The sequence below is a fragment of the Enterobacter sp. UPMP701 genome (genome assembly GCF_053709515.1).
The window spans coordinates 34,466-56,859 of record NZ_JBSKJN010000020.1 but is presented as its reverse complement, the minus strand read 5'-3'; the positions used below and the strand labels follow the sequence as shown (position 1 = coordinate 56,859).

The 22,394-nt window shown below is 56.8% G+C and carries 17 protein-coding genes and 2 pseudogenes; 9 read left to right on the top strand and 10 right to left on the bottom strand.

Annotation, left to right across the window (positions count from 1 at the left end; all coding sequences use genetic code 11):
- Window positions 1–96: 96 nt before the first annotated feature.
- Both dsbB and nhaB read right to left on the bottom strand, forming a co-directional pair.
- The gene (gene dsbB, locus ACWKXT_RS23230) at window positions 97–627 is read right to left on the bottom strand and encodes a disulfide bond formation protein DsbB (protein WP_454527735.1); all 531 of its coding nucleotides are present in this window, start codon (window positions 625–627) and stop codon (window positions 97–99) included.
- 143 nt (window positions 628–770) lie between these two features.
- Window positions 771–2,309: a Na(+)/H(+) antiporter NhaB gene (nhaB, locus tag ACWKXT_RS23225; RefSeq protein ID WP_454533482.1), complete on the bottom strand. Its 1,539-nt coding sequence runs from the start codon at window positions 2,307–2,309 to the stop codon at window positions 771–773.
- A gap of 200 nt (window positions 2,310–2,509) precedes the next feature.
- Between nhaB and fadR the strand changes: the two genes are divergently transcribed.
- Window positions 2,510–3,229, top strand: a complete 720-nt coding sequence (fadR, locus tag ACWKXT_RS23220) for a fatty acid metabolism transcriptional regulator FadR (RefSeq protein ID WP_454527733.1) — start codon at window positions 2,510–2,512, stop codon at window positions 3,227–3,229.
- 45 nt (window positions 3,230–3,274) lie between these two features.
- On the opposite strand, the gene ACWKXT_RS23215 is transcribed toward fadR, so the two are convergent.
- Window positions 3,275–4,807 carry a SpoVR family protein gene (locus ACWKXT_RS23215; protein ID WP_100170101.1) on the bottom strand — a complete coding sequence of 511 codons (1,533 nt, stop codon included), beginning with the start codon at window positions 4,805–4,807 and terminating at the stop codon, window positions 3,275–3,277.
- A 321-nt stretch (window positions 4,808–5,128) separates the two neighbouring features.
- Between ACWKXT_RS23215 and ACWKXT_RS23210 the strand changes: the two genes are divergently transcribed.
- From ACWKXT_RS23210 to ACWKXT_RS23200, 3 genes and pseudogenes are all read left to right on the top strand, one after another.
- Window positions 5,129–6,427: a D-amino acid dehydrogenase gene (locus tag ACWKXT_RS23210; RefSeq protein WP_454533481.1), complete on the top strand. Its 1,299-nt coding sequence runs from the start codon at window positions 5,129–5,131 to the stop codon at window positions 6,425–6,427.
- 9 nt (window positions 6,428–6,436) lie between these two features.
- Window positions 6,437–7,507: a catabolic alanine racemase DadX gene (dadX, locus tag ACWKXT_RS23205; RefSeq protein ID WP_454527731.1), complete on the top strand. Its 1,071-nt coding sequence runs from the start codon at window positions 6,437–6,439 to the stop codon at window positions 7,505–7,507.
- Window positions 7,508–7,523: 16 nt separating this feature from the next.
- A pseudogene (locus tag ACWKXT_RS23200) lies at window positions 7,524–7,619 on the top strand (hypothetical protein); the annotation flags it as partial.
- Here ACWKXT_RS23200 and ACWKXT_RS23195 read toward each other — a convergent pair.
- Together ACWKXT_RS23195 and ldcA are read right to left on the bottom strand one after the other, a co-directional pair.
- Window positions 7,575–9,290 (bottom strand): annotated as a pseudogene (locus ACWKXT_RS23195) (potassium/proton antiporter); the annotation flags it as partial. The pseudogenes ACWKXT_RS23200 and ACWKXT_RS23195 sit on opposite strands and share 45 nt — an antisense overlap.
- A gap of 97 nt (window positions 9,291–9,387) precedes the next feature.
- On the bottom strand, window positions 9,388–10,302 hold the full coding sequence (gene ldcA, locus ACWKXT_RS23190; protein WP_454527730.1) for a muramoyltetrapeptide carboxypeptidase: 915 nt from the start codon (window positions 10,300–10,302) through the stop codon (window positions 9,388–9,390).
- Between the two features lie 106 nt (window positions 10,303–10,408).
- Here ldcA and emtA point away from each other — a divergent pair, with 106 nt between their 5' ends.
- Window positions 10,409–11,020, top strand: a complete 612-nt coding sequence (gene emtA / locus ACWKXT_RS23185; protein WP_080329418.1) for a membrane-bound lytic murein transglycosylase EmtA — start codon at window positions 10,409–10,411, stop codon at window positions 11,018–11,020.
- 37 nt (window positions 11,021–11,057) lie between these two features.
- On the opposite strand, the gene ycgR is transcribed toward emtA, so the two are convergent.
- Window positions 11,058–11,789, bottom strand: a complete 732-nt coding sequence (gene ycgR / locus ACWKXT_RS23180) for a flagellar brake protein YcgR (RefSeq protein WP_454527729.1) — start codon at window positions 11,787–11,789, stop codon at window positions 11,058–11,060.
- 207 nt (window positions 11,790–11,996) lie between these two features.
- Here ycgR and ACWKXT_RS23175 point away from each other — a divergent pair, with 207 nt between their 5' ends.
- Together ACWKXT_RS23175 and ACWKXT_RS23170 are read left to right on the top strand one after the other, a co-directional pair.
- Window positions 11,997–12,251, top strand: a complete 255-nt coding sequence (locus tag ACWKXT_RS23175; RefSeq protein WP_028013508.1) for a GlsB/YeaQ/YmgE family stress response membrane protein — start codon at window positions 11,997–11,999, stop codon at window positions 12,249–12,251.
- Window positions 12,252–12,363: 112 nt separating this feature from the next.
- On the top strand, window positions 12,364–14,466 hold the full coding sequence (locus ACWKXT_RS23170; RefSeq protein WP_454533480.1) for a TonB-dependent siderophore receptor: 2,103 nt from the start codon (window positions 12,364–12,366) through the stop codon (window positions 14,464–14,466).
- A gap of 38 nt (window positions 14,467–14,504) precedes the next feature.
- Here the strand turns inward: ACWKXT_RS23170 and ACWKXT_RS23165 are convergent, their stop codons facing one another.
- Entirely contained in the window at window positions 14,505–16,190 is a 1,686-nt protein-coding gene (locus ACWKXT_RS23165; RefSeq protein ID WP_454533479.1) for an alpha,alpha-trehalase, read from the bottom strand.
- A 419-nt stretch (window positions 16,191–16,609) separates the two neighbouring features.
- Between ACWKXT_RS23165 and ACWKXT_RS23160 the strand changes: the two genes are divergently transcribed.
- The gene (locus ACWKXT_RS23160) at window positions 16,610–17,950 is read left to right on the top strand and encodes a carbohydrate porin (RefSeq protein WP_454527726.1); all 1,341 of its coding nucleotides are present in this window, start codon (window positions 16,610–16,612) and stop codon (window positions 17,948–17,950) included.
- Window positions 17,951–17,964: 14 nt separating this feature from the next.
- Here the strand turns inward: ACWKXT_RS23160 and ACWKXT_RS23155 are convergent, their stop codons facing one another.
- On the bottom strand, window positions 17,965–18,921 hold the full coding sequence (locus ACWKXT_RS23155; protein ID WP_454533478.1) for an AraC family transcriptional regulator: 957 nt from the start codon (window positions 18,919–18,921) through the stop codon (window positions 17,965–17,967).
- 115 nt (window positions 18,922–19,036) lie between these two features.
- Between ACWKXT_RS23155 and ACWKXT_RS23150 the strand changes: the two genes are divergently transcribed.
- Window positions 19,037–20,224, top strand: coding sequence for an MFS transporter (locus tag ACWKXT_RS23150; protein ID WP_454533477.1), 1,188 nt, complete (start codon window positions 19,037–19,039; stop codon window positions 20,222–20,224).
- A gap of 41 nt (window positions 20,225–20,265) precedes the next feature.
- Here ACWKXT_RS23150 and gap read toward each other — a convergent pair whose 3' ends face one another.
- Window positions 20,266–21,276: a type I glyceraldehyde-3-phosphate dehydrogenase gene (gap, locus tag ACWKXT_RS23145; protein WP_454533476.1), complete on the bottom strand. Its 1,011-nt coding sequence runs from the start codon at window positions 21,274–21,276 to the stop codon at window positions 20,266–20,268.
- 78 nt (window positions 21,277–21,354) lie between these two features.
- On the bottom strand, window positions 21,355–22,335 hold the full coding sequence (locus ACWKXT_RS23140; RefSeq protein ID WP_454527723.1) for a GlxA family transcriptional regulator: 981 nt from the start codon (window positions 22,333–22,335) through the stop codon (window positions 21,355–21,357).
- Between the last annotated feature and the right edge of the window lie 59 nt (window positions 22,336–22,394).

Here is a 22,394-nt window from a genome sequence, read left to right as displayed (position 1 = left end):
ATTGTGTTTGTGCGGCCTGATGCCCTCACCCCCAACCCTCTCCCACGGGAGAGGGCGTAAACACTAAAAACGGCAACCGAAGTTGCCGTTTTGCTTTTACCTTCCAAAAAGATCGCGTTTCTTCGGCTTAAACGGCTGGGCAATCAGCACCAGCAACGCTACGACGAAGTAGGCCACAAAAATGCCCACCAGCCACTGCGGCATCTCCAGCGTCAGGAATTCCCACTGACGAACGGAGCAGTCACCGGATGCAACAAACACCTGAGGCAGCCACTTATCCAGCGGCAGCCAGCCCGGGAAGCGGGCGGCGAAATCACAGGTCATGAACGGTGACGGATGCAGCTGCATCATGGTGTGCTGCCAGGAGAGTTCAATCCCTTTCCAGGCGCTGTACAGCCAGATAGCAATACCGACATAGCGCAACGGTGATTTCGGGGCAATCGCGCCCACCAGGCCGGCCCCCATCACGCCGAACAATGCGCAGCGCTCGTAGATACAGAGCACGCAGGGCTTGAGTCCCATCACGTGCTGGAACCACAGCGCAACCATTTCCAGCGCAAAGGCGGTCAGGGCCATCAACAACCACGCTCCGCGACCGCGTGAGCACTGGTTTAAAAATCTCAACATAATCATTTCCCTGGAACATGCTTAGAAAGCGCAGTGTAAACGAATTCGTTTTTCGCGCCACCTGTACCTGGCGAAATAAAACGTAATCGGATGTTTATCGTGCGAAAAGGCAAACGGGCAGCGAACTGCCCGATATGCATCATTTAATGCGCCGCAAGTATACCCGCTTGCATGAGCCATTGCGTACAGGGAATGAGGGTAATTTTGACGCAAAGCAATCCCACAATCGTGAGGACCAGCGTATACGGCAGTGCCATCCAGACCATCCTTCCATAAGAAAGACGAATGAGTGGCGCCAGGGCGGAGGTCAGCAGGAACAGGAATGCGGCCTGACCGTTAGGTGTTGCCACCGACGGCAGGTTGGTACCGGTGTTGATGGCCACCGCCAGCAGTTCAAACTGCCCGGCGCTGATAACGCCTTCTTGCATGGCCGTTTTGGCTTCGTTTATGTAGACCGTCCCGACAAAGACGTTATCGGAGATGGACGACAGGAGGCCGTTAAACAGATAGAAGAGCGAAAGCTGCGCGTCCGGAGCTGCCTGGAGTACAAACGTAATAATCGGCGCAAACAGGTGCTGATCGATAATAACCGCGACCACGGCGAAAAACACCGCCAGCAGCGCGGTAAACGGCAGGGCTTCGGTGAAGGCTTTGCCGATAGCATGCTCGTCCGTCACGCCGCTAAAGGTGGTGGCAAGAATAATAACGGAGAGGCCAATCAGCCCGACTTCGGCAAGGTGGAAAGCCAGCGCGGCGATAAGCCAGATGCCGATGATCCCCTGCGCAATCAGACGCAGCGTCTCCTGACGCGTACGCTGTTTGCGGCTCTGCTCGTCAAACTTATGCAGCTCCTTGCGGACCGGTTCAGGCAGCTGTGCGCCATAGCCGAAAACGTGGAATTTCTCGACCAGAATGCAGGTTGCTAGCCCACAGACAAACACGGGCACGCTGACGGGGGCCATGCGCAGGAAAAACTCGCCGAACTGCCAGTCAGCCGCTTTGGCGATGATCAGATTTTGCGGCTCGCCCACCATGGTCATCACGCCACCCAGCGCTGTACCGACGCCTGCATGCATCATCAGGCTGCGCAGAAACGCGCGGAATTGTTCCAGCACGTCACGGTTATGGGCCTCGACGTGGCTGTCGTCCTGCAGATCTTCACCCGGGCGCGAGGATGCCACGCGGTGATAAATTCCGTAAAACCCGACGGCGACGCTGATTACCACCGCGACAACGGTCAGCGCATCCAGGAAGGCCGACAGAAAGGCGGCAGCAAGGCAAAATGCCAGAGAGAGAACCGTTTTTGACGGAATGCTCAGCAGCAGGCGAGTGAAAATAAACAGCAGCAGCTGTTTCATAAAGTAGATACCGGCGACCATGAACATCAGCAGCAGGAGCACCTCAAGATTAGAGGCCAGCTCCGCTTTGACGTGCTCGGCGGACGTCATACCAATGACCACGGCTTCAAACGCCAGCAAGCCGCCAGGCAACAGGGGATAACACTTCAGCGCCATGGCCAGGGTGAAGATAAACTCCGCCACCAGCAGCCAGCCGGCGATAAAAGGATTCACACAAAAAATGATGGGATTAACGACCAGGAAAACCAGCAGTAACAGTTTATACCAGTCAGGAGACTGACCTAAAAAATTGCGCCATAGCGCGCGCCCAAAAGAAATTTCCACAACAGACGTCCTTCCCGTCAAGTAAAACAAAACATCAGTATACGCAAAAATCGCGGCCCGGAGGCGGTTAAGGCCGCATTGTAAATTTCATAAAAATGAAACGGCGATCCCTCTTTTCTCTCTTTGCCGCGCTACCTGCCGCTGCGCGCCTCTGGTATGATGAGTGCAATTTGCAAAAGCTGTGTAATGGAAATCTCACTATGGTCATTAAGGCGCAGAGCCCGGCGGGTTTCGCGGAAGAGTACATCATTGAAAGCATCTGGAATAATCGTTTCCCTGCGGGGTCCATTCTTCCGGCTGAACGCGAACTCTCTGAACTGATTGGCGTCACTCGCACCACGCTACGCGAAGTGCTTCAGCGACTGGCGCGTGATGGCTGGTTGACGATCCAGCACGGCAAGCCAACAAAAGTAAACAACTTCTGGGAAACCTCGGGGCTGAACATTCTTGAAACGCTGGCGCGCCTCGACCATGAAAGCGTGCCGCAGCTGATCGACAATCTGCTCTCCGTGCGTACCAACATTGCCACAATCTTCATTCGTACCGCTTTCCGTCAGCACCCTGAAGACGCGCTTACGGTGCTTGCCAGCGCAAACGAAGTGGAAGATCACGCCGATGCGTTTGCCACCCTCGACTACAACGTGTTTCGCGGCCTGGCGTTTGCCTCCGGCAACCCGATTTACGGTCTTATCCTCAACGGGATGAAAGGGCTTTATACCCGCATTGGTCGTCACTACTTCGCCAATCCTGAAGCCCGCAGCCTGGCGCTGGGCTTCTACCATAAGCTGAGCAAGCTCTGCAGCGAAGGCCTGCACGATCAGGTTTATGAAACCGTGCGCCGCTACGGTCACGATTCCGGTGAAATCTGGCACCGCATGCAGAAAACGCTACCGGGCGATTTAGCCATTCAGAGTCGCTAAAACAAAAAACCTCTCAACCGAGAGGTTTTTTTTCGCCCGGTGGCGCTACAGCGTATTCAACCGCGCCGGGCACCGATCCAGCAGCTCCACGCTACCGTCTTCATTCTGCTGCTCCAGCTGCACGTCAAAGCCCCACAGACGGTGCACGTGCTTCAGCACCTCTTTACGCCCTTTATCCAGCGGCGCACGGTTGTGCGGGATATAGCGTAGCGTCAGGGAACGATCGCCGCGCAGGTCCACGTTCCACACCTGAATATTGGGCTCCAGATTGCTCAGGTTGTACTGGGAAGAGAGGCGTGAGCGGATCTCACGGTATCCTTCCTCGTTATGGATCGCGGAGATCTCCAGATAGTTGTTGCGGTCATCGTCCAGCACGGTGAAGAAGCGGAAATCACGCATGATTTTCGGCGACATGAACTGGCTGATAAAGCTCTCATCCTTAAAGTCACGCATCGCGAAATGCAGGGTTTCCAGCCAGTCGGAGCCGGCGATATCCGGGAACCAGTATTTGTCCTCTTCCGTCGGCGACTGGCAGATGCGTTTGATGTCCTGGAACATGGCAAACCCCAGCGCATACGGGTTAATCCCGCTGTACCACGGGCTATTGTAGGGCGGCTGGAACACCACGTTGGTATGGCTGTGGAGGAACTCCATCATAAACCGCTCTGTGACTTTGCCTTCGTCGTAAAGATGGTTGAGGATGGTGTAGTGCCAGAACGTTGCCCAGCCCTCGTTCATCACCTGCGTCTGTTTCTGCGGATAGAAATACTGGCTCACCTTACGCACGATGCGCAGGATCTCACGCTGCCACGGCTCCAGCAGCGGCGCGTTTTTCTCCATAAAATAGAGCAGGTTTTCCTGCGGCTCGGACGGGTAACGACGCGCTTCGGCGATCGTTTTTTCCTCCTCACGCTTCGGCAGGGTACGCCACAGCATATTCACCTGGCTTTGCAGATACTCCTCGCGGCTTTTCTGCCGGGCTTTTTCCTCCTGCAACGAGATTTTCTGCGGGCGTTTATAGCGGTCCACACCGTAGTTCATCAGCGCGTGGCAGGAGTCCAGCAGCTTCTCCACTTCATCCACGCCGTAGCGCTCTTCGCAGTCGGTAATGTATTTACGCGCGAAGATCAGGTAATCAACGATGGAGCTGGCGTCCGTCCAGCTGCGGAACAGGTAGTTATTCTTGAAAAACGAGTTATGACCGTAGCAGGCGTGCGCCATCACCAGCGCCTGCATAGTAATGGTGTTCTCTTCCATCAGATAGGCGATACACGGATTGGAGTTAATGACGATCTCATACGCCAGACCCTGCTGGCCGTGCTTATACAGCCGCTCCGTTTCAATGAATTTTTTACCAAACGACCAGTGCGGATAGTTAATCGGCATCCCGACGCTGGAGTAGGCGTCCATCATCTGTTCAGAGGTAATCACCTCAATTTGATGGGGATAGGTATCCAGGCGATACAGTTTTGCCACCCGGTCGATTTCGGCGAGGTAGACATCCAGCAGCTCGAAGGTCCAGTCGGGTCCATCGCTCAGACGTGTGTTGTCCTTGTTCAGGGAATCAATAGTAGCCATTAGCGCGCCCTCGTTGTGGGTGCTCTCTCTGTCTGGAGAGCCTCCTTTCAAGCATAGATCAACGTGTTAAAAAGCGTGCTGGCGCAGAAATTTTTTCTTTGCGATTTCCCGTTTTTGATACGGCAAAAAACACGCCGGTCGCAGCATTTTATGCTGGTTAAAAATAAAGCTCAGCAGGAGATCCCAAATTAGCGCTATCCCCTGATGCTGGGGGATGTGTGAGGTAAGTCACCATAAAAAAGTCGTATGTTGAATAATATTTTCAACTAGGTTATCAATCTGTAATTAGATGATTGTTCTTTTGCTCATAATGGAGTGGCTATGCGTGTTGTCGTACTGGGAAGTGGTGTCGTTGGCGTAACCAGCGCCTGGTATTTAAGTCAGGCGGGACATGAGGTTACCGTTATCGATCGTGAATCCGGCCCGGCTCTGGAAACCAGCGCCGCGAACGCCGGGCAAATCTCTCCAGGCTATGCGGCCCCGTGGGCGGCACCCGGCGTGCCGCTGAAGGCGATCAAATGGATGTTCCAGCGCCACGCGCCGCTGGCCATCAGCCTTGATGGCACGCAGTTCCAGCTGAAGTGGATGTGGCAGATGCTGCGCAACTGCGACACCCGGCACTACATGGAAAATAAAGGCCGCATGGTGCGCCTGGCGGAATACAGCCGTGACTGCCTGAAAGCCCTGCGCGCATCGACGGGGATTGAGTATGAAGGCCGTCAGGGCGGCACGCTGCAGCTGTTCCGCACCGAGCAACAGTATGAAAACGCCACCCGCGATATCGCCGTGCTGGAAGATGCCGGGGTACCGTACCAGCTGCTGGAAGCCAGCCAGCTGGGCCAGGTTGAACCCGCGCTGGCGGAAGTGGCGCACAAGCTGACGGGTGGCCTGCGCCTGCCGAATGACGAAACCGGCGACTGCCAGCTCTTTACCCAGCGTCTGGCGCAGATGTGCGAGCAGGCGGGGGTGAAATTCCGCTTTAACACTTCCGTCGACAAGCTGCTGTCGGAAGGCGAAAAAATTTACGGCGTAAAGTGCGGCGACGAGGTGATCAAAGCCGATGCCTACGTGATGGCGTTTGGTTCCTACTCCACTGCCATGCTGAAAGGCATTCTCGACATTCCGGTTTACCCGCTGAAGGGCTACTCGCTGACCATTCCGGTCAAAGAGGAGAGCGGCGCGCCGGTATCAACCATTCTCGATGAAACCTACAAAATCGCGATTACCCGCTTCGATAACCGCATCCGCGTGGGCGGCATGGCGGAGATCGTCGGCTTCAACACCGAGCTGCTGCAACCGCGTCGTGAAACCCTGGAGATGGTGGTGGGGGACCTGTTCCCGCGTGGCGGTTTTGTAGAACAGGCGACCTTCTGGACCGGCCTGCGTCCAATGACGCCAGACGGCACGCCGATTGTCGGGCGCACGCCGTTCAAAAATCTGTGGACCAATACCGGACACGGCACGCTCGGCTGGACGATGGCCTGCGGCTCCGGACAGCTGCTGAGCGACCTGATTTCCGGGCGCACGCCGGCGATTCCATTTGACGATTTAAGTGCAGCGCGGTATCAATCGGGGTTTACCCCATCGCGTCCACAGCACCTGCACGGCGCACATAACTAAGGAGTTGTCATGTCCCGTCCTGTTCTGGCTCAGCTGGATCTGCAGGCTCTGAAGGAAAACCTGCAAATTGTTCGCCGGGCAGCTCCTGGTTCGCGCGTATGGTCGGTGGTGAAAGCGAATGCCTACGGCCACGGTATCGACCGCATCTGGAGCGCGCTCGGCGCGACCGACGGTTTTGCATTGCTCAATCTGGAAGAGGCTATTCTGCTGCGCGAGCGCGGCTGGAAGGGGCCAATCCTGCTGCTGGAAGGGTTCTTCCACGCGGACGATCTGCCGTTGCTGGACAAGTACCGTCTGACCACCAGCGTGCACAGCAACTGGCAGATTAAGACGATTCAGGATGCAAAGCTCCATGCTCCGCTGGATATCTATCTCAAGGTGAACAGCGGCATGAACCGTCTGGGCTTCCAGCCTGAGCGGGTGCATACGGTCTGGCAGCAGCTGCGCGGCATGAAAAACGTGGGCGAAATGACGCTGATGGCGCATTTTGCCGACGCGGAAAAACCCGACGGGATTGCCGATGCCATGGTCCGCATTGAACAGGCGGCAGAAGGGCTCGATTGTCCACGCTCGTTGTCGAACTCAGCGGCGACGCTGTGGCATCCTGAAGCCCACTATAACTGGGTACGTCCGGGGATCGTTCTGTACGGTGCATCTCCTTCGGGCCAATGGCAGGATATCGCCAACAGCGGCCTGAAGCCGGTGATGACCCTGCGCAGCGAGATCATCGGCGTGCAGACGCTGAAGTCGGGCGACTCGGTGGGCTATGGCAGCCGCTACCGGGCAAAGGGGGAGCAGCGGATTGGTATTGTTGCGGGCGGCTATGCCGACGGCTACCCGCGCATCGCGCCGACCGGCACGCCGGTCTGGGTCGATGGGGTTCGCACGGGCACGGTAGGAACCGTCTCAATGGATATGCTGGCCGTTGACCTGACGCCATGCCCGCAGGCAGGGATCGGTTCACCGGTCGAGCTGTGGGGTAACGAAATCAAAATTGATGACGTGGCGGCTGCGGCGGGAACGGTTGGCTATGAACTGATGTGCGCGCTGGCACCGAGGGTGCCTGTTGTGACAGTGTAACTTACACCATTACCGGGTGACGCGAGGCCGCCACCCGGTAAAAAAACTGCTACTCTGCGTCCTCTTCCATCGGCCTCAAACCGACCTTCCGCACCGCGTTATCTTCTTTTTCGGCAACGGTCCAGATCATCCCGGCAAATTCTACCTGGTCACCCACGACCGGGGCAGCGCCAAGCCGCTGCTGAATAATTTCGCCCAGCGTTTGCGGATTATCACCGTCTTCAGCACCTTCATCCAGCCCGTAAATGAGCGCCACATCCGCAAACCTGGCGCTGGCTTCCAGAATAAAATCGCCGAAGAAACGCTGGTCCAGCGCCACCGGAGGCGACTGGCTGAACAGCTTGCCCAGCGCGGGCAGGTCGCGCTCGCGGCCAATGACGCACAGAATATCCCCCTCGCGCAGGCGGGTGCTGCCGGTCGGGTGCAGCAGAACATTGTCGCGGAACAGGGCGGCTATGCGCGTTTCGGTCGGCATGTGCAAATCGCGCAGCGAGGCCCCCACGCACCATTTGTCGGCGCTCAGCTGATAGACAAACTGTTCCCACGGGTTTTCCGGGTGAATATCCAGCCCCACGCGGGAGACTGGCCAGCCAACGGGCGGCACCACCACTTTAGCCTTTTTCGCTGCCCACCCGAGCGACGTGCCCTGGAATAGCAGGGAAATCAGCACCACGAAGAACGCCACGTTAAAGAACAGACGCGCGTTGTCCAGACCGGCCATCATCGGGAACACCGCAAGGATAATCGGCACCGCGCCGCGCAGGCCGACCCAACTGATAAAGACGCGCTCGCGCAGGTTAAAGCCGCGAAACGGCAGCAGGCCCGCAAACACCGACAGCGGGCGGGCGAAGAAGATCATCCACGCGGACAGCAGCAGCGCCGGAACGGCGATCGGCAGCAGGTCAGATGGCGTCACCAGCAGGCCCAGCACCAGGAACATGCCGATTTGCGCCAGCCACGCCAGGCCGTCGAAGTTCTGCAAAATGGCATGGCGGTTGCGAATAGGGCGGTTGCCCATCAGGAATCCGCAGAGGTAGACGGCGAGAATACCGCTGCCGTCCAGCGCGGTGGTAACGGCAAAAATGAGAATGCCGCCGCTCAGGGCCAGCAGCGGGTAAAGCCCCGCGGGCAGCGAGATGCGGTTGATCATCTGCTGTAGCAGGTAGCCACCCGCCAGGCCGATGACAATCCCCAGCCCGAACTGCTGCAGAATATGTAAGGCAAACATCCAGCTCAGGCCCGTCTCGTGCTGCTGGATCATCTCTATCAGCGTGATGGTCAGGAACACCGCCATCGGATCGTTACTGCCGGATTCAATCTCCAGCGTTGAGCCGACGCGTTCGTTAAGCCCTTTACCGCCAAGCAGGGAGAAAACCGCCGCCGCATCGGTAGAGCCAACGATTGCGCCGATCAGCAGTCCCTCCATCAGGTCGAGATGGAAAAGCCACGCGGCCATCATCCCGGTAAGGCCGGAGGTGATCAGAACGCCGACGGTCGCCAGCGACAGTGCTGGTCCTAAAGCCACGCGGAAGGAGCTTGCCTGGGTGCGCATCCCGCCGTCGAGCAGGATCACCGCCAGTGCGAGGTTGCTCACCATGTAGGCGAAGGGATAGTTATCGAATGGGATACCGCCGATACCATCAATGCCAGCCAGCATGCCGATGGCAAGGAAAATCACAAGAATGGGTATGCCGAGACGCGACGAAAATGAACTTAATAAAATACTGCTGGTGACCAGCACAGAACCCAAAATGAAAAGGCTGATTATTGCTCCGGCATCCAATGTTCTCTTACTCCCACCTCAATGTTAACGCTGTTACTAAAACCCTAACATAATAACGACGGTAACAGCGTTTTATTAAGGGGGTTTAACGGCTTTTTTATCCCTTTATGCTCGGATGGCCGCTGATTGTTAACCGACTGCCTGAAACATCGTGTGTAAGCGTCGCCTGCGCGCCGAGCGCAAGGGTGACGGTCTGCTGTTCATGGCCGAAATCCAGACCGGTGATAACCGGAATATCGAGCCGCGAGCGGATGAAATCGACCATCGTTTCCAGGGTGTATCCCGCGTCATAGTCATTTGGAGCAGAACCGCTAAAGCTGCCCAGCACAATCGCGGACTGGCGCTCAAGAATACCCGCGTGATAAAGCTGCAATAACATGCGCTCGACGCGGAACGGATGTTCGTTGATATCCTCCAGCACCAGAATGCCGTTTTCGATGTGCGGCATCCACGGCGTCCCGATGAGCGAGACCAGCATCGCCAGGTTGCCGCCCCAGAGCTGGCCCTCACACTCCCGGTACGGCCCATTCCCCTGCCACGCTACGCTGTAGGTAGGATTGCGCAGCGCGCGCCAGAAATGGTCCATAGTGAACGCGTCCAGCTCCGGTGCGCCGAAGTTACCGGCCAGCATCGGGCCGCTAAACGTGATGACGTTATGCAGCGCCAGCAGCCCAAGCTGGATGGCGGTGAAATCGCTGTGGCCGCATATCAGCAGCGGATCCTGCTGCTGGCGCTGCGCCAGCCCTTGCCAGTCAATGCTCTCCAGCAGGCGGCTTGCCCCATAGCCGCCGCGCACCGCAAGGACTATCCGGTCTTGACCCTTCAGGTGCACCAGACTATTGATATCATTCAGCCTTTGCGCTTCCGTGCCGGCAAAGCGCTGCTCGCGGCGGGGGATAATGGCCTGATTTTCTACCTGATGACCGGATTCCCGCAGACGCTGAACGCCTCGCTGTGCCGCCTCCTGATTAATGCAGTAGCCCGACGGCGCGATGAGATGAATCTGAGACATGGCAATTCCTTGCTGAATGAGAAACTAATTGTCTATATCATGCCGCGTATACGCTGCCTGCTTCAAGGGCGGCGCACCGCGATGACCGGCTATAAGGATAGATGACGTGAAATTGAGATGGTTTGCTTTTTTGATTGTTTTGCTGGCTGGCTGTAGTTCAAAACATGATTATCAAAACCCGCCCTGGAACCCGGAAGTGCCGGTAAAACGGGCCATGCAGTGGATGCCGATCAGCGAAAAAGCCGGAAAGGCATGGGGCGTCAGCCCGCGGCTGATCACCGCGATTATCGCGGTGGAGTCCGGCGGTAATCCCACGCTTGTCAGCAAATCCAACGCGGTGGGGCTGATGCAGCTGAAAGCGTCAACGGCGGGGAGAGAGGTCTACCGCTATATGGGCTGGAACGGTCAGCCGTCGACCAGCGAGCTGAAGAACCCGGAACGCAACATTTCAATGGGGACCGCTTATCTGAGCATCCTGGAACACGGCGTGCTGAAGGGAATTGAGGATCCAGAAGTGATGCAATATGCGCTGGTTGTCTCGTACGTGAACGGCGCCGGAGCGTTGCTCAGAACCTTCTCCTCTGACCGTAAAGAGGCGATAGAAGAGATCAACGACATGGACAAAGATGAGTTCGTCGAGCACGTGGCGAAAAATCATCCGGCACCACAGGCGCCTCGTTATATCTGGAAAGTACAGAAAGCGATGGATGCCATGTAATGCCGCAAACGGGCGGCGCTCGCGCTGCCCGACTTTCCTACAGAATCTTATTCGCACGTTCCCGTGCTTCACGCTCCAGCGAGTAGATAATACGCTGCAGTTCGCGCTCAGCGCCCGGTCCGACGTTCAGAAAACGGAAGCTCAGACGCGGCGTGGTAATCGTTTCGTTCTTGCTGTCGACCACCGTGCGCTCGCTGATGGCAATCAGCTGTGCATCAAAATAAAAGCGCCCCCAGCCGGCCATATCCAGTTCTATTTGCGTAAACCGCATGCCTTCGACCAGTCCGTCCGGCTTCGGGGTATCCATCAGCGCGCCCATTCCGCCCAGCGACAGGTCAAAGAGGCGGAAGCGGATCTCTTTTTTGTCCGGCATTTTGGCTTTACAGAAATAGGCAGGGTGAAGCGGGGCGCTGATGCGGAAGTATTCACGACGCTGGACAAACCAAAGATTGGTGGGAAGGGGGGTAACAAAAGCAGGCAGTCCCTGGTACTCGCTCAGTTCAAGCCGTTGCAGAATAAACTCCACTTTGGCCCCCTGGGTTTCGGCCATGACGGCGATATTTTCTGCTTTCAGCGCCGCGCGGTTTTCATACTCCTGGCTACCCAGATCGATAACCAGTCGCTCCTGCGAGACGTCAAGGATCTTGCTGATGAACTGATTATTCGACCAGCTGATGCGCAGCGGCACTTCGCCTTTTTGCAGGTCGCGTAATACCCCTAATACAGCCAGCGGATTTTGCTTGAGGAACTGCTCACTGTAATGACTCACGCCGGATGGCTCCTTGATTGATGACAGACTGTCTTAGCGTTATCGGCAATTCACTTTCAAACTTAATACAAACCGGTGAGTTTTTTTAACGGACGCACGCAAGATAAGTCGGTGAGACGAAATCGGTTTTCCGGTGATGACCTATACTTAAGTTACCTGCGCAGAAGGTTTTCTGCACATGCGTTTAATCTGTAAGAGGGCATTGCTATGGGTATCATCGCCTGGATTATTTTTGGCCTTATTGCTGGCGCGATCGCAAAACTGATCATGCCGGGAAACGATGGCGGCGGCTTTATTTTGACCTGTGTTCTCGGTGTCGTTGGTGCGGTGGTAGGCGGCTGGCTGGCGACAATGTTTGGCTTTGGTGGTGACATCAGTGGTTTCGACATGCACAGTTTCCTGGTCGCTGTCGTGGGCGCCATTGTTGTGCTGGGCATATTCAGATTACTACGACGAGCATAAAATGACAGAACGGCTCTCTGCGGAGGGCCGTTTTTTTTGCCTGAATGTTGATTTGCTAATCGAAATGATAATAATTGTCGTTCCGTATTGCATCTAACAACAAGACGACATTATGAACTCCTCACGTTTTAGGTTATGCGCCCTGGCGGGTGCCGTCACGCTGGCACTGCAGGCCCAGGCTTTCGCCGAAGAATCTACCATCCTCGTCACGGGCTCAGAGCAGGGCAGCGCGCTCCCGGCCTGGACGAACAGCGCCACCAAATCGGCCGTTGCTGAAAGTAAAACGCCGCAGGTCATCAACACGCTCTCTGCGCCCGAAATTGAAAAGCGTCACGCGAATTCCGTGAATGAAATCCTGCGCTATGCCCCTGGTGTCTCGACCGAGGTGCGGGGGAACACCTCCTATCTGAGCGAATACAAGATTCGTGGCTTTACCGTCGACCAGGAGTTCTATAACGGTCTGCAACTGCCCTATAACGTCACCGGCAATACGAAAGCGCGCATCGATCCGCTGCTGATAGAGAGCGTCGATATCCTGAAAGGGCCCTCATCGGTGCTTTACGGCGGCGGCTCCCCAGGCGGGCTGGTGAATATTCAAAGTAAAAAGCCGCAGCGGGAAGCCCGAACTGAATTTGGCGTTAACACCGGAAACCGTAATCTGAAAGAGGGCTACCTCGACTCGACCGGACAGATTGCCGACAGCAACTGGAATTATCGTCTGCTGGGTAAGGCGACGGAGAGTGACGATCAGCCGCACACCAGCCGCTATGAAAATTACCTGGTCGCCCCGTCCGTCACCTGGCAACCCGACAGCAAAACCCGCCTCACCCTGGATGCGCTGGCGCAAAACTCCCCGAGCCTGACGCCGTCGAACCCGCTGCCGCTCGCTTATCTGCGCTCAAAATATGCCGATCGTCGGGATTATGCTGGAGACGAATGGAACGGGTTTAAGCAGCGTCAGTGGATGCTGGGCTACAGCTTCGAACACGAGTTCGACAGCGGCTGGGGCTTCAATCAGAAAGCGCGCTATTTCGACGTCGATACCCACCAGCGCAGCGTCTACGCAACGGGAACAGGAAGCGAGGTCTACCAGCTTAACCGCTTTGCCTACACCACCGATGAAGACCTTAAGAGCTTCAACATCGACAACCAGGTGACCAAAACCGTTGCGCTGGGCGACTGGAAACACCATCTGCTGGCCGGATTTGACTACCAGAGGCTGAACTCGCATTTCCATTATCGTTACGCGTCGGCCACGCCGGGCATGGATATGCGCGATCCTGACTATTCGCAAATCCACGAAAGCGCACTGGGGCTCTACACCGCTCAGAAAAACCGTCTTAGCTACCAGCAGAACGGTTACTACCTGCAGGATCAGGTGGAATTTGGCGGCTTAAATCTGCTGGGCAGCCTGCGCTACGACGATTACCGCTCCGTCACCACCAACTACCTGCAAAACGGGGATAAAGCCTGGGTATCGCAAGATCGCGTCACCAAACGCCTGGGGGCGCTTTATGCCTTCGATAACGGGATTTCGCCATTTATCAGCTACTCAGAAGGTTTTGCGCCGGTGTCGCCGCAGGGCACGCTCACGGCGAAAGACGTCAAGCCGACCACCAGCAAGCAGGTGGAAGGAGGGGTAAAATATCTGCTGGCCGAGTACGCCACGACGTTTACCGCCTCGGTGTTTAACATCCGTCAGAAAAACGTTGTCACTTCCGACCCGGGCTTCCTGAACTATCGTCAGACCGGTGAAGTGGAATCCAAAGGCGCGGAGCTTTCCGCCGTCAGCCGACCGACGGACAACCTGACCCTGATCGCCAACTATGCCTACACCCACGCGATCAATACCGAAGATGATAAATACCAGGGCAAGCGTCCAACGCAGGTACCGGAGAATGCGTTCAATCTCTGGGGAGACTACACCTTCGAAAGCACGCCGTTAAAGGGGCTGATGCTGGGCGCCGGGGCGCGCTATACCGGGCCGATGGAGATTTCACCGGCTAACGATGCGGGCAAACTGGGGGGTACTACACAGTACGATCTGGCGGCCTCGTACCGGATGGGTGAAATTCTGCCTTCGCTGACGGGGCTGACGCTTAAGGCGAGTATGCAGAACATCACCAATAAAGAGACGCTGACCTGCTACGATGCGACCAACTGCTGGATTGGGCGTGACAGGACGTATCAGCTAGGGGCGAGTTACAGCTTCTGAGGATCTCACCCTCTCCCCATTGGGGAGAGGGTGAGCCATTACTGCGCTGCGCTTTTCGCTGGCGCAACGTCATCGTTCGCCGCAGGCTGATTTTCCGGCACGCTATCGCACGGTTTCTCTTTCGGACAAACCAGATCCAGCATTTTCAGCGTCACGCCGTTGCTCCAGCCGAACCCATCCTGCAGCGGATATTCGCCGCCGCCACCGCCGGTCCCGGTGGATGAAACATCATACTTCTCCACCAGCTTCTTCTCGCGGTCATAAGTATGCTGAACGTTCTTCAGGAAGCGCCAGGTTACATTCATCGCAACCTTATCCTGTCCATAGTTCTGCAACCCTTCCGTGGCCACCCACTGCAGCGGCGCCCAGCCGTTTGGCGCATCCCACTGCTGGCCGCTGTTGATGGTGGTGGTGGTGATCCCGCCCGGTTTCAACAGGCGCGCGGAGGTGGCCGCGGCCACTTTATCGGCGCGATCCTGCGCTGCCGCCTTCACGTAGAGCGGGAAGAGAGCAGCGGCCGTAAGCTGGTTGCGCACCTTCTTGCTCTTGAGATCGTAATCGGCGTACCAGCCCTCTTTATCGTTCCACAGATGGCTCTCAATGGCTTTTTGACGCGCGGTTGCCAATGCTTCGTATTTACTCGCCGCAGCGCTGTCGCCCGCCTCCTGGCCTGCTCGCGCGAGCAGTTTTTCCATTTTAAACATCAGGGCGTTCAGATCGACAGGCACAATACTGGTGGTACGGATCGTACCGAGTTTTTGCGGGTCGTCCATCCAGCGCGAGCTAAAGTCCCAGCCCGATGCCGCAGCGGAACGCAGATCGCGGTAGATCTCGGTCGCAGGTCGGTTAGGGTTACTTTTGGCGGTATTCACATCGTCAAGCCACGACTCGGGGCGCGGGGTATCGCGATCGTCCCAGTAGCGGTTGAGCACCGTACCGTCATCCAGCTTCACCACGCGCTGGTTAGCCTGCCCCGGCTGAAGGCTTTCTACGCCCTCCATCCAATAGGCATACTCTTTCTCCATTTGTGGACGGTATTTTTTCAGCGCGTCTTCGTCATGCGTCGCCAGCAATTCCACCATCAGGGAGAAGAACGGCGGCTGAGAGCGGCTCAGGTAGTAGCTGCGGTTGCCGTTGGGGATATGGCCGAAGGTATCAATCTCCCAGGCGAAGTTATCCACCATATCGCTGATTTTGTCCCAGTGGCCGCTTTCGGCTAAGCCCAGCATGGTGAAATAGCTGTCCCAGTAATACACCTCGCGAAAGCGTCCGCCCGGCACCACGTAAGGCTTCGGTAAGGGCAGGAGAGAATCCCACTTGTTGCTGGCTTTGTCCGTCGTGCGCGTCAGTACAGGCCAGAGATCGTCGATGTGCTCACGTAAGCTTTGCCCGGCAGGGGGCACATATTTTTCACCCTCAGTCGGCAGCGTGAAGTTCATCTCCACAAAGTGGCGCAGGTCAAAGCTGGTCTGGGTGTGCTGCATCCGGTAATCCGCCAGAATCATCAGCGGGTCGCTCTTCGGTACGGCATCGGCAAAGGTTTTTTGATCGGGAAACAGTTTGGCGCTCTGCACGTCATTAAACAGAGGGCCAAGCAAAATATCGGGAGAATTTTTCTGGTAGGCTGGCTGTTCTTCAGCAAAGCCCATCGTTGCCACACCGAGCAGCGCGCCTCCCAGCGCGAGGTGCAAAAGAGCAGGGCGTAAAGTACGAGGTATTATCATCGGTTCGTCTCCTGTATTCCTGAGCAGCGTGACCGCTGTTATCAATCACCTGAAAACCTTAGACGAATATTGCCCGCTTCGCGTGTTGGATATCCCATTTTTCGCAGAACCAGACAATTTACCGCTTCGCCCGTACCGTACGGCTGGAAGGAATAAGTTATGCAAATGGAATTAAATCATTCATGCCTTTAAATAATGATATATATCTCACATTAAAATATAAATATAGTTAATGAAATAAGAGTGTGAAGTAAGTGGTCTTTCTTTCGTTTAATCCGAGATCTTTTCTCAGTGCCGATCACACAAGTTAAAAATCATAATTAACTTATCAAAAAACATAATAGCACCTCCAGGGGTATTTAGTCGAAATGGCGAGGCTCAATATTTTGGTATTCACTTTTTTAATCAGGATGGATTCTATGAAATTAAAGAAAACGGTAATTCTGATGAGCGCGCTCTATTCCGGTACGCTTTTTGCTGCCCAACCCTCGATAAGCGTGGAAGAAAAACTGGCGCAGCTGGAAGCGCAAATTCAGGAGCTTAAACAGCAGCAGGCGGCCGCGGCGCAGGCTGCACCCGCCGTGGTTGTTCAGTCGGAAGAACCGGTGAGCAAGACGGCGCCGCCAAAACTGACGCTTTCAGGATATGGTGATATTAAATTTTATGGCGACGTTGAATTTAATATGGACGCCGCCAGTAAAACAGGCAGCCTGACATCCATTAAGCAAAGCGCTAATAGCGACTGGGCGCCAGGAGATAAAGAACGCTGGGATATTAACGGACGTATTTTATTAGGCTTTGACGGTTATCGTAAAATGGATAACGGCAATTTTGCTGGTTTCTCCGTTCAGCCCCTCGGCGATCTTGTCGGGAAAATGTATCTCGATGATGCGGTATTCTTCTTCGGTTCCGAGAACGACTGGGAAATTAAGGTCGGACGCTTCGAGGCCTACGATATGTTCCCGCTCAATCAGGATACCTTTGTGGAATACTCAGGAAATACCGCGGACGATCTCTACAGCGACGGCTACGGCTATATCTATATGCTGAAAGAGGGGCGCGGGCGAACCGACAGCGGGGGCAACTTCCTGATGAGCAAGACGCTGGATAACTGGTATTTTGAGCTGAATACCCTGTTCAAAGACGGCAGCGATTTGTACGTCGACCAGCGCTATCACGGCGCAGAGCTTGAAAACGATAAAAACGTCGCCTACGTGCGCCCGGTTATCTCCTGGCAGAACGGACCGTTTTCCACCGCGGTCGCCATGGAGAGTAACCTGGTGAACAACGCTTACGGCTATCGTGACGATGCCGGACGCTGGGTCGATCAGTCAGACCGGACCGGCTACGGGTTTACTATGACCTGGGACGGGCTCAAAACCGATCCGGAGAACGGCGTGGTCATGAACCTCAACACGGCTTACCTGGACGCGACGGGCGAAACCGACTTTACCTCAGGCATCAATGCCCTCTGGCGCAATTTTGAGCTGGGTTATATCTATGCCCATAACGAAATCGACGAATTTAATACCTCGACGTTTGACGCAGAGTGCGAAAACGACTGCTGGATCACCGACCCGGGCGAGTACGATATTCATACCATCCATACGTCGTACCTGATCCCGAACGTCATGAAGATGAAAAACTTCAACATCTACCTCGGCGCGTATGCGTCCTGGGTCAACGCCTCTCCGAAAGAGGGCGACAATAAAAACGACGACCGCTACGGTGGCCGCGTACGCTTTAAATACTATTTCTGATGCCAGCTAGCCGGTCAGACCTCTTCCGGGGTCTGACTGGCTTCCCGCAGCGTGCCTGGCGCATGGCCAATGATGCGCTTAAAGGCCCGGCTGAACGCCGCCAGCGAGCCGTACCCCAGACGCAGTGCAACACTTTCAATCGGCTGATTTTCGTGGCGAATGTACTGGATGGCCAGCCGCATTCTCAGTTCGCTGAGGTATTTTGCCGGGGTGGTTCCCGTCGCGGCCAGAAACCGTTCGGCAAACACGGAGCGGGAGGTGCCCGCTTCTTTTGCCAGATCCGCCACGCTCCAGTTCAGGCCAGGCTGCTGGTGCATAGCGTAGATCGCCCGGCTCAGGCGCGGGTCGCGTAAAACCTGCACCCAGCCGGTGGCTTTACCGCAGCCGCCCTCAACCCAGCCGCGCACAATTAACGCCGCCACCACGTCAGCCAGCCGCGCAAGGATCCCGGCGAACCCGGCCTGACGGGTCATCGACTCGCGCTCCATCGCCGCCAGTAGCGGATGGATTTCCGGCCAGGTGGACATCAGCCGGCTGACCATCATCACTTCCGGCATTGCCTTAATCAGGGGCTGCATTCCGCCAAGCTCAAAATCCATACACCCGCTAAAGATAATGGTCTTGTCGCTCTCCGGACAGGGCTCGCAGGTTATGGCGCACACCGAGCCGCAGATAGGCTCGCTCGGAAAGGCGTTCACCGGTGTAATGGCTGCCTGCGCGTCAGAGAGCAGGGCGTGGGCGTTTCCGCCGGGAATAAACAGCGCGTCGCCGCCGCTCAGCTCGAAGGTCGCACCGCTCTCCATTCGCAGCAGGGCGCTACCGTGGCTCACGAAATGGAACTGGGCCTTACCGGGTGCCTGGTGGAACGCCACGCCAAACGGCGCGCTGGCTTCAATCCGCCGGTATTTCACACCAGACAGGCGCATGCCGCGTAAGAGTTCGCTGATCAAATCGGGGGACTGAACGGTCATGGCACAACTCCGGACGAATAATCAATAAGTGGAGATTATATGTCATAGATCGTCCACGGTGAACCCTCTATGCTTTTGCGACAGTTGTCACATTTTAATAACGGGAGAACAACCGATGAATTCATGTGTCGTGGCGAGAGAGGCTGTCGCGCCTGCCAGACCCGCCTGGCGAGCCGTCTATTCACTGGGGCTGGGCGTGTTTGGTTTGATAACGGCAGAGTTCCTGCCAGCCAGCCTGCTGACGCCGATGGCCGCTAGCCTGGGTGTCACGGAAGGCATGGCCGGGCAGGCCGTCACCGCCACCGCGCTGGTGGCACTGGTCACCGGGCTGCTGATCGCCCCGGCGACCAAAAATATCGACCGTCGCTGGGTACTGATGTTTTTCTCGGTCCTGCAAATTATCTCCAGCCTGCTGGTGGCCTTTGCGCCGACTCTGCACGTGCTGCTGATGGGGCGTTTACTGTTAGGGGTCGCCATTGGTGGATTCTGGGCGATGTCAACGGCGACGACGATGCGCCTGGTTCCGGCGGACAAAGTCCCCAAAGCGCTGGCGATCATTTTTTCCAGCGTCTCTATTGCCACCGTGGTCGCCGCACCGCTGGGGAGTTATCTGGGCAGCCTGATCGGCTGGCGTAACGTCTTTGTGCTCTGCATTTTGCCGAGCGTGCTGGCGGTACTGTGGCAGCTTTGGGTGCTGCCGTCCATGAAGCCCGAGGGCAGCGGCAGTCTGAGCACGCTGTTTCGCGTGCTGCGCCGTCCGGGCATGATTGGCGGTATGCTGGCGACCATTCTGATCTTCAGCGGCCATTTCGCCTTCTTCACCTACCTGCGCCCGTTCCTGGAAACGGTGGGGCAGGCAAGCGTTGAGACCATTTCACTGATCCTGCTGGGCTTCGGGCTGGCCAACTTTGTCGGCACCTCCGTTGCCGGGCATCTGCTGGCACGTAATCTTCGCCTGACATTGGCGCTGGTGCCGTTCGTCATGGGCATACTTGCGCTAACGATGGTGGCGTTTGGTCATCTTGCGATGCTGGACGGTTTCCTGGTGGCGCTGTGGGGCTTTGCGTTTGGTCTGGTGCCGGTGGGTTGGTCAACCTGGCTTGCCACCACCGTTCCGGATGAAGCCGAAAGTGCAGGGGGGCTGCTGGTGGCCTCCATTCAGCTGGCGATAAGCGCCGGTGCGGCAGTCGGCGGGGCGGTGTTTGACCTCAACGGTGCCAGCGGCGTGTTTGCCGGCAGCGGTTTCCTGCTGGTGACGGCGATGGTGATTGTGTTGATGGGCGTGAAGGTTAAGGCGGAGTGATGCATTTGCCGGGTGAGCGTTAACGCCACCCGGCGCAAGGCTTACAGCCCTTTCTTATCCATCAGCACCGCCAAATCCACCAGGCGGTTTGAGAAGCCCCATTCGTTGTCATACCACGCCAGGATCTTCACCATCTTCCCGCCAATCACCAGCGTGGAAAGCCCGTCGATAATTGAGGAGCGTGGGTCGCCCTGGTAATCGCTGGAGACCAGCGGTTCATCGCTATATCCCAGGATCCCTTTCAGTGGTCCAGCGGCTGCCGCATTACGAAACGCCGCATTCACCTCTTCAGCAGTCACGTCACGGCTCAGGGTTACCGTTAAATCCACAATCGATACTACCGGCACCGGTACGCGCAGGGAATACCCGGTCAGCTTGCCGTCCAGGGAGGGGATCACTTTCCCCAGCGCTTTTGCCGCGCCGCTGGAGTAAGGCACTATCGACAGCGCCGCCGCGCGTGCGCCGCGCAGATCTTTCTCCGGCTGGTCGTGCAGCGCCTGGCTGTTGGTGTAGGCGTGCGTCGTATTCATCAGCCCATGTTCAATGCCGAACTGCTGATGCAGCACCTGAGCCGCCGGTGCCAGGCCGTTAGTGGTGCAACTTCCGTTACTCACCACAAAATGCTGAGCCGGGTCATAGCTGTCGTGGTTCACACCCATCACGACCGTCAGATCGTCGTTCTTTCCGGGCGCGGAGATGATGACGCGCTTAGCGCCGCCGCGTGTGATATGCACCGCCGCTTTTTCCCGCTCGGTAAAGAAGCCGGTAGCCTCAATCACCACCTCAACGCCGACATCGTGCCATGGGATATTCGCCGGATCGCGCTCGCTAAACACCGTGATCCGCTGACCGTCCACCTGCAGCGCGCCGTCGGCGGCTTCAACGGGCGCAGAGAGCTTGCCCAGTAGGGAATCATGTTTCAGCAGGTGGGCGAGAGTTTTGCTGTCCGTCAGATCGTTAATGGCCACAATCTGCAGATCCGGGTTACCCAGCGCCGCGCGCAGGAAATTACGTCCGATACGGCCGAAACCGTTAATACCGACCTTAACCATGGTGCACTCCTTATGTCTGTTGTCTGGAGTCACTGTAGGCGTCGGGCTGGTTGGCGTAAACGACAAAAAAGGATCAGATTACGCCATCTTGCGGCAGTGGAAGCGCTGGCGGTACTCGCCCGGCGTGAGGTGGAGCTGTTTCTCGAACACGCGGCGCAGATTAATACTGGTGCCAAACCCGCTTTGCGCGGCAATGCGCTCAAGTGGATCATTCGTTTGCTCAAGCAGCTGGCGGGCAGCGGACAGACGCGCTTCGGTGACGTAGCGGGCAGGAGAGACCCCTACCTCGCGGGTAAACACCCGGGTGAAATTACGCGGGCTCATCGCCACTTTTTCCGCCAGATTTTCCACGCACAGGTCGGCGGTAAGGTTCTGCAGGATCCAGCTTTGCAGCTCGCCGATCGGCCCTGATGATCCAGCCTGCTGCAGGCTGTAGCGGCTGAACTGCAGCTGCCCGCCGGGGCGGCGCAGATACATCACCATATCCTGCGCCACGTCGCGGGCGAGAGTAAAGCCATAGTCATCCTCCACCAGAGCCAGGGTCAGATCGAACCCGGAACTCACGCCGCCGGAGGTCCAGATGGGACCATCCTGAATATACAGCGGGCCGCCTTCGACTTTGATTGCCGGGTACTGGGCTTGCATTGTCTCCAGCAGCCGCCAGTGGGTGGTCGCGCGGCGACCGTCCAGCAAGCCGGTCTGGGCCAGCAGCATCGCGCCGCCGCAAATAGAGGCGACCCGCCGGGCGTGCGGTGCAGCGAGATGCAGCCAGTCCACCACCGCCGTGCTCTCCTGCTCGTTCATCCCGCGCCCGGTGATGATAATGGTGTCCAGCGGTTCACGCGGATCCAGCTCCGGCAGGCGATAGTCCGCCAGCAGATTCAGGCCGGACTGGCCGTGGATCACCTGGTGCGGCTGCGTGGTGGCGATGATAATGCGGTAGCGGGGTTGCGTGAGGCCTTCCGCATGCAGCCGGTTGGCCTGCATCAGAATGTCGGCGATACCGGCGGCTTCAAACAGCATCCCGCCGTCGGGAACAATAATCAGGATCTTCTTCATGTCCTGAAAAGTACCTTTATTGCAGAATAAGTCAAGAAGCGCGATTCCGGTAAAGCAAA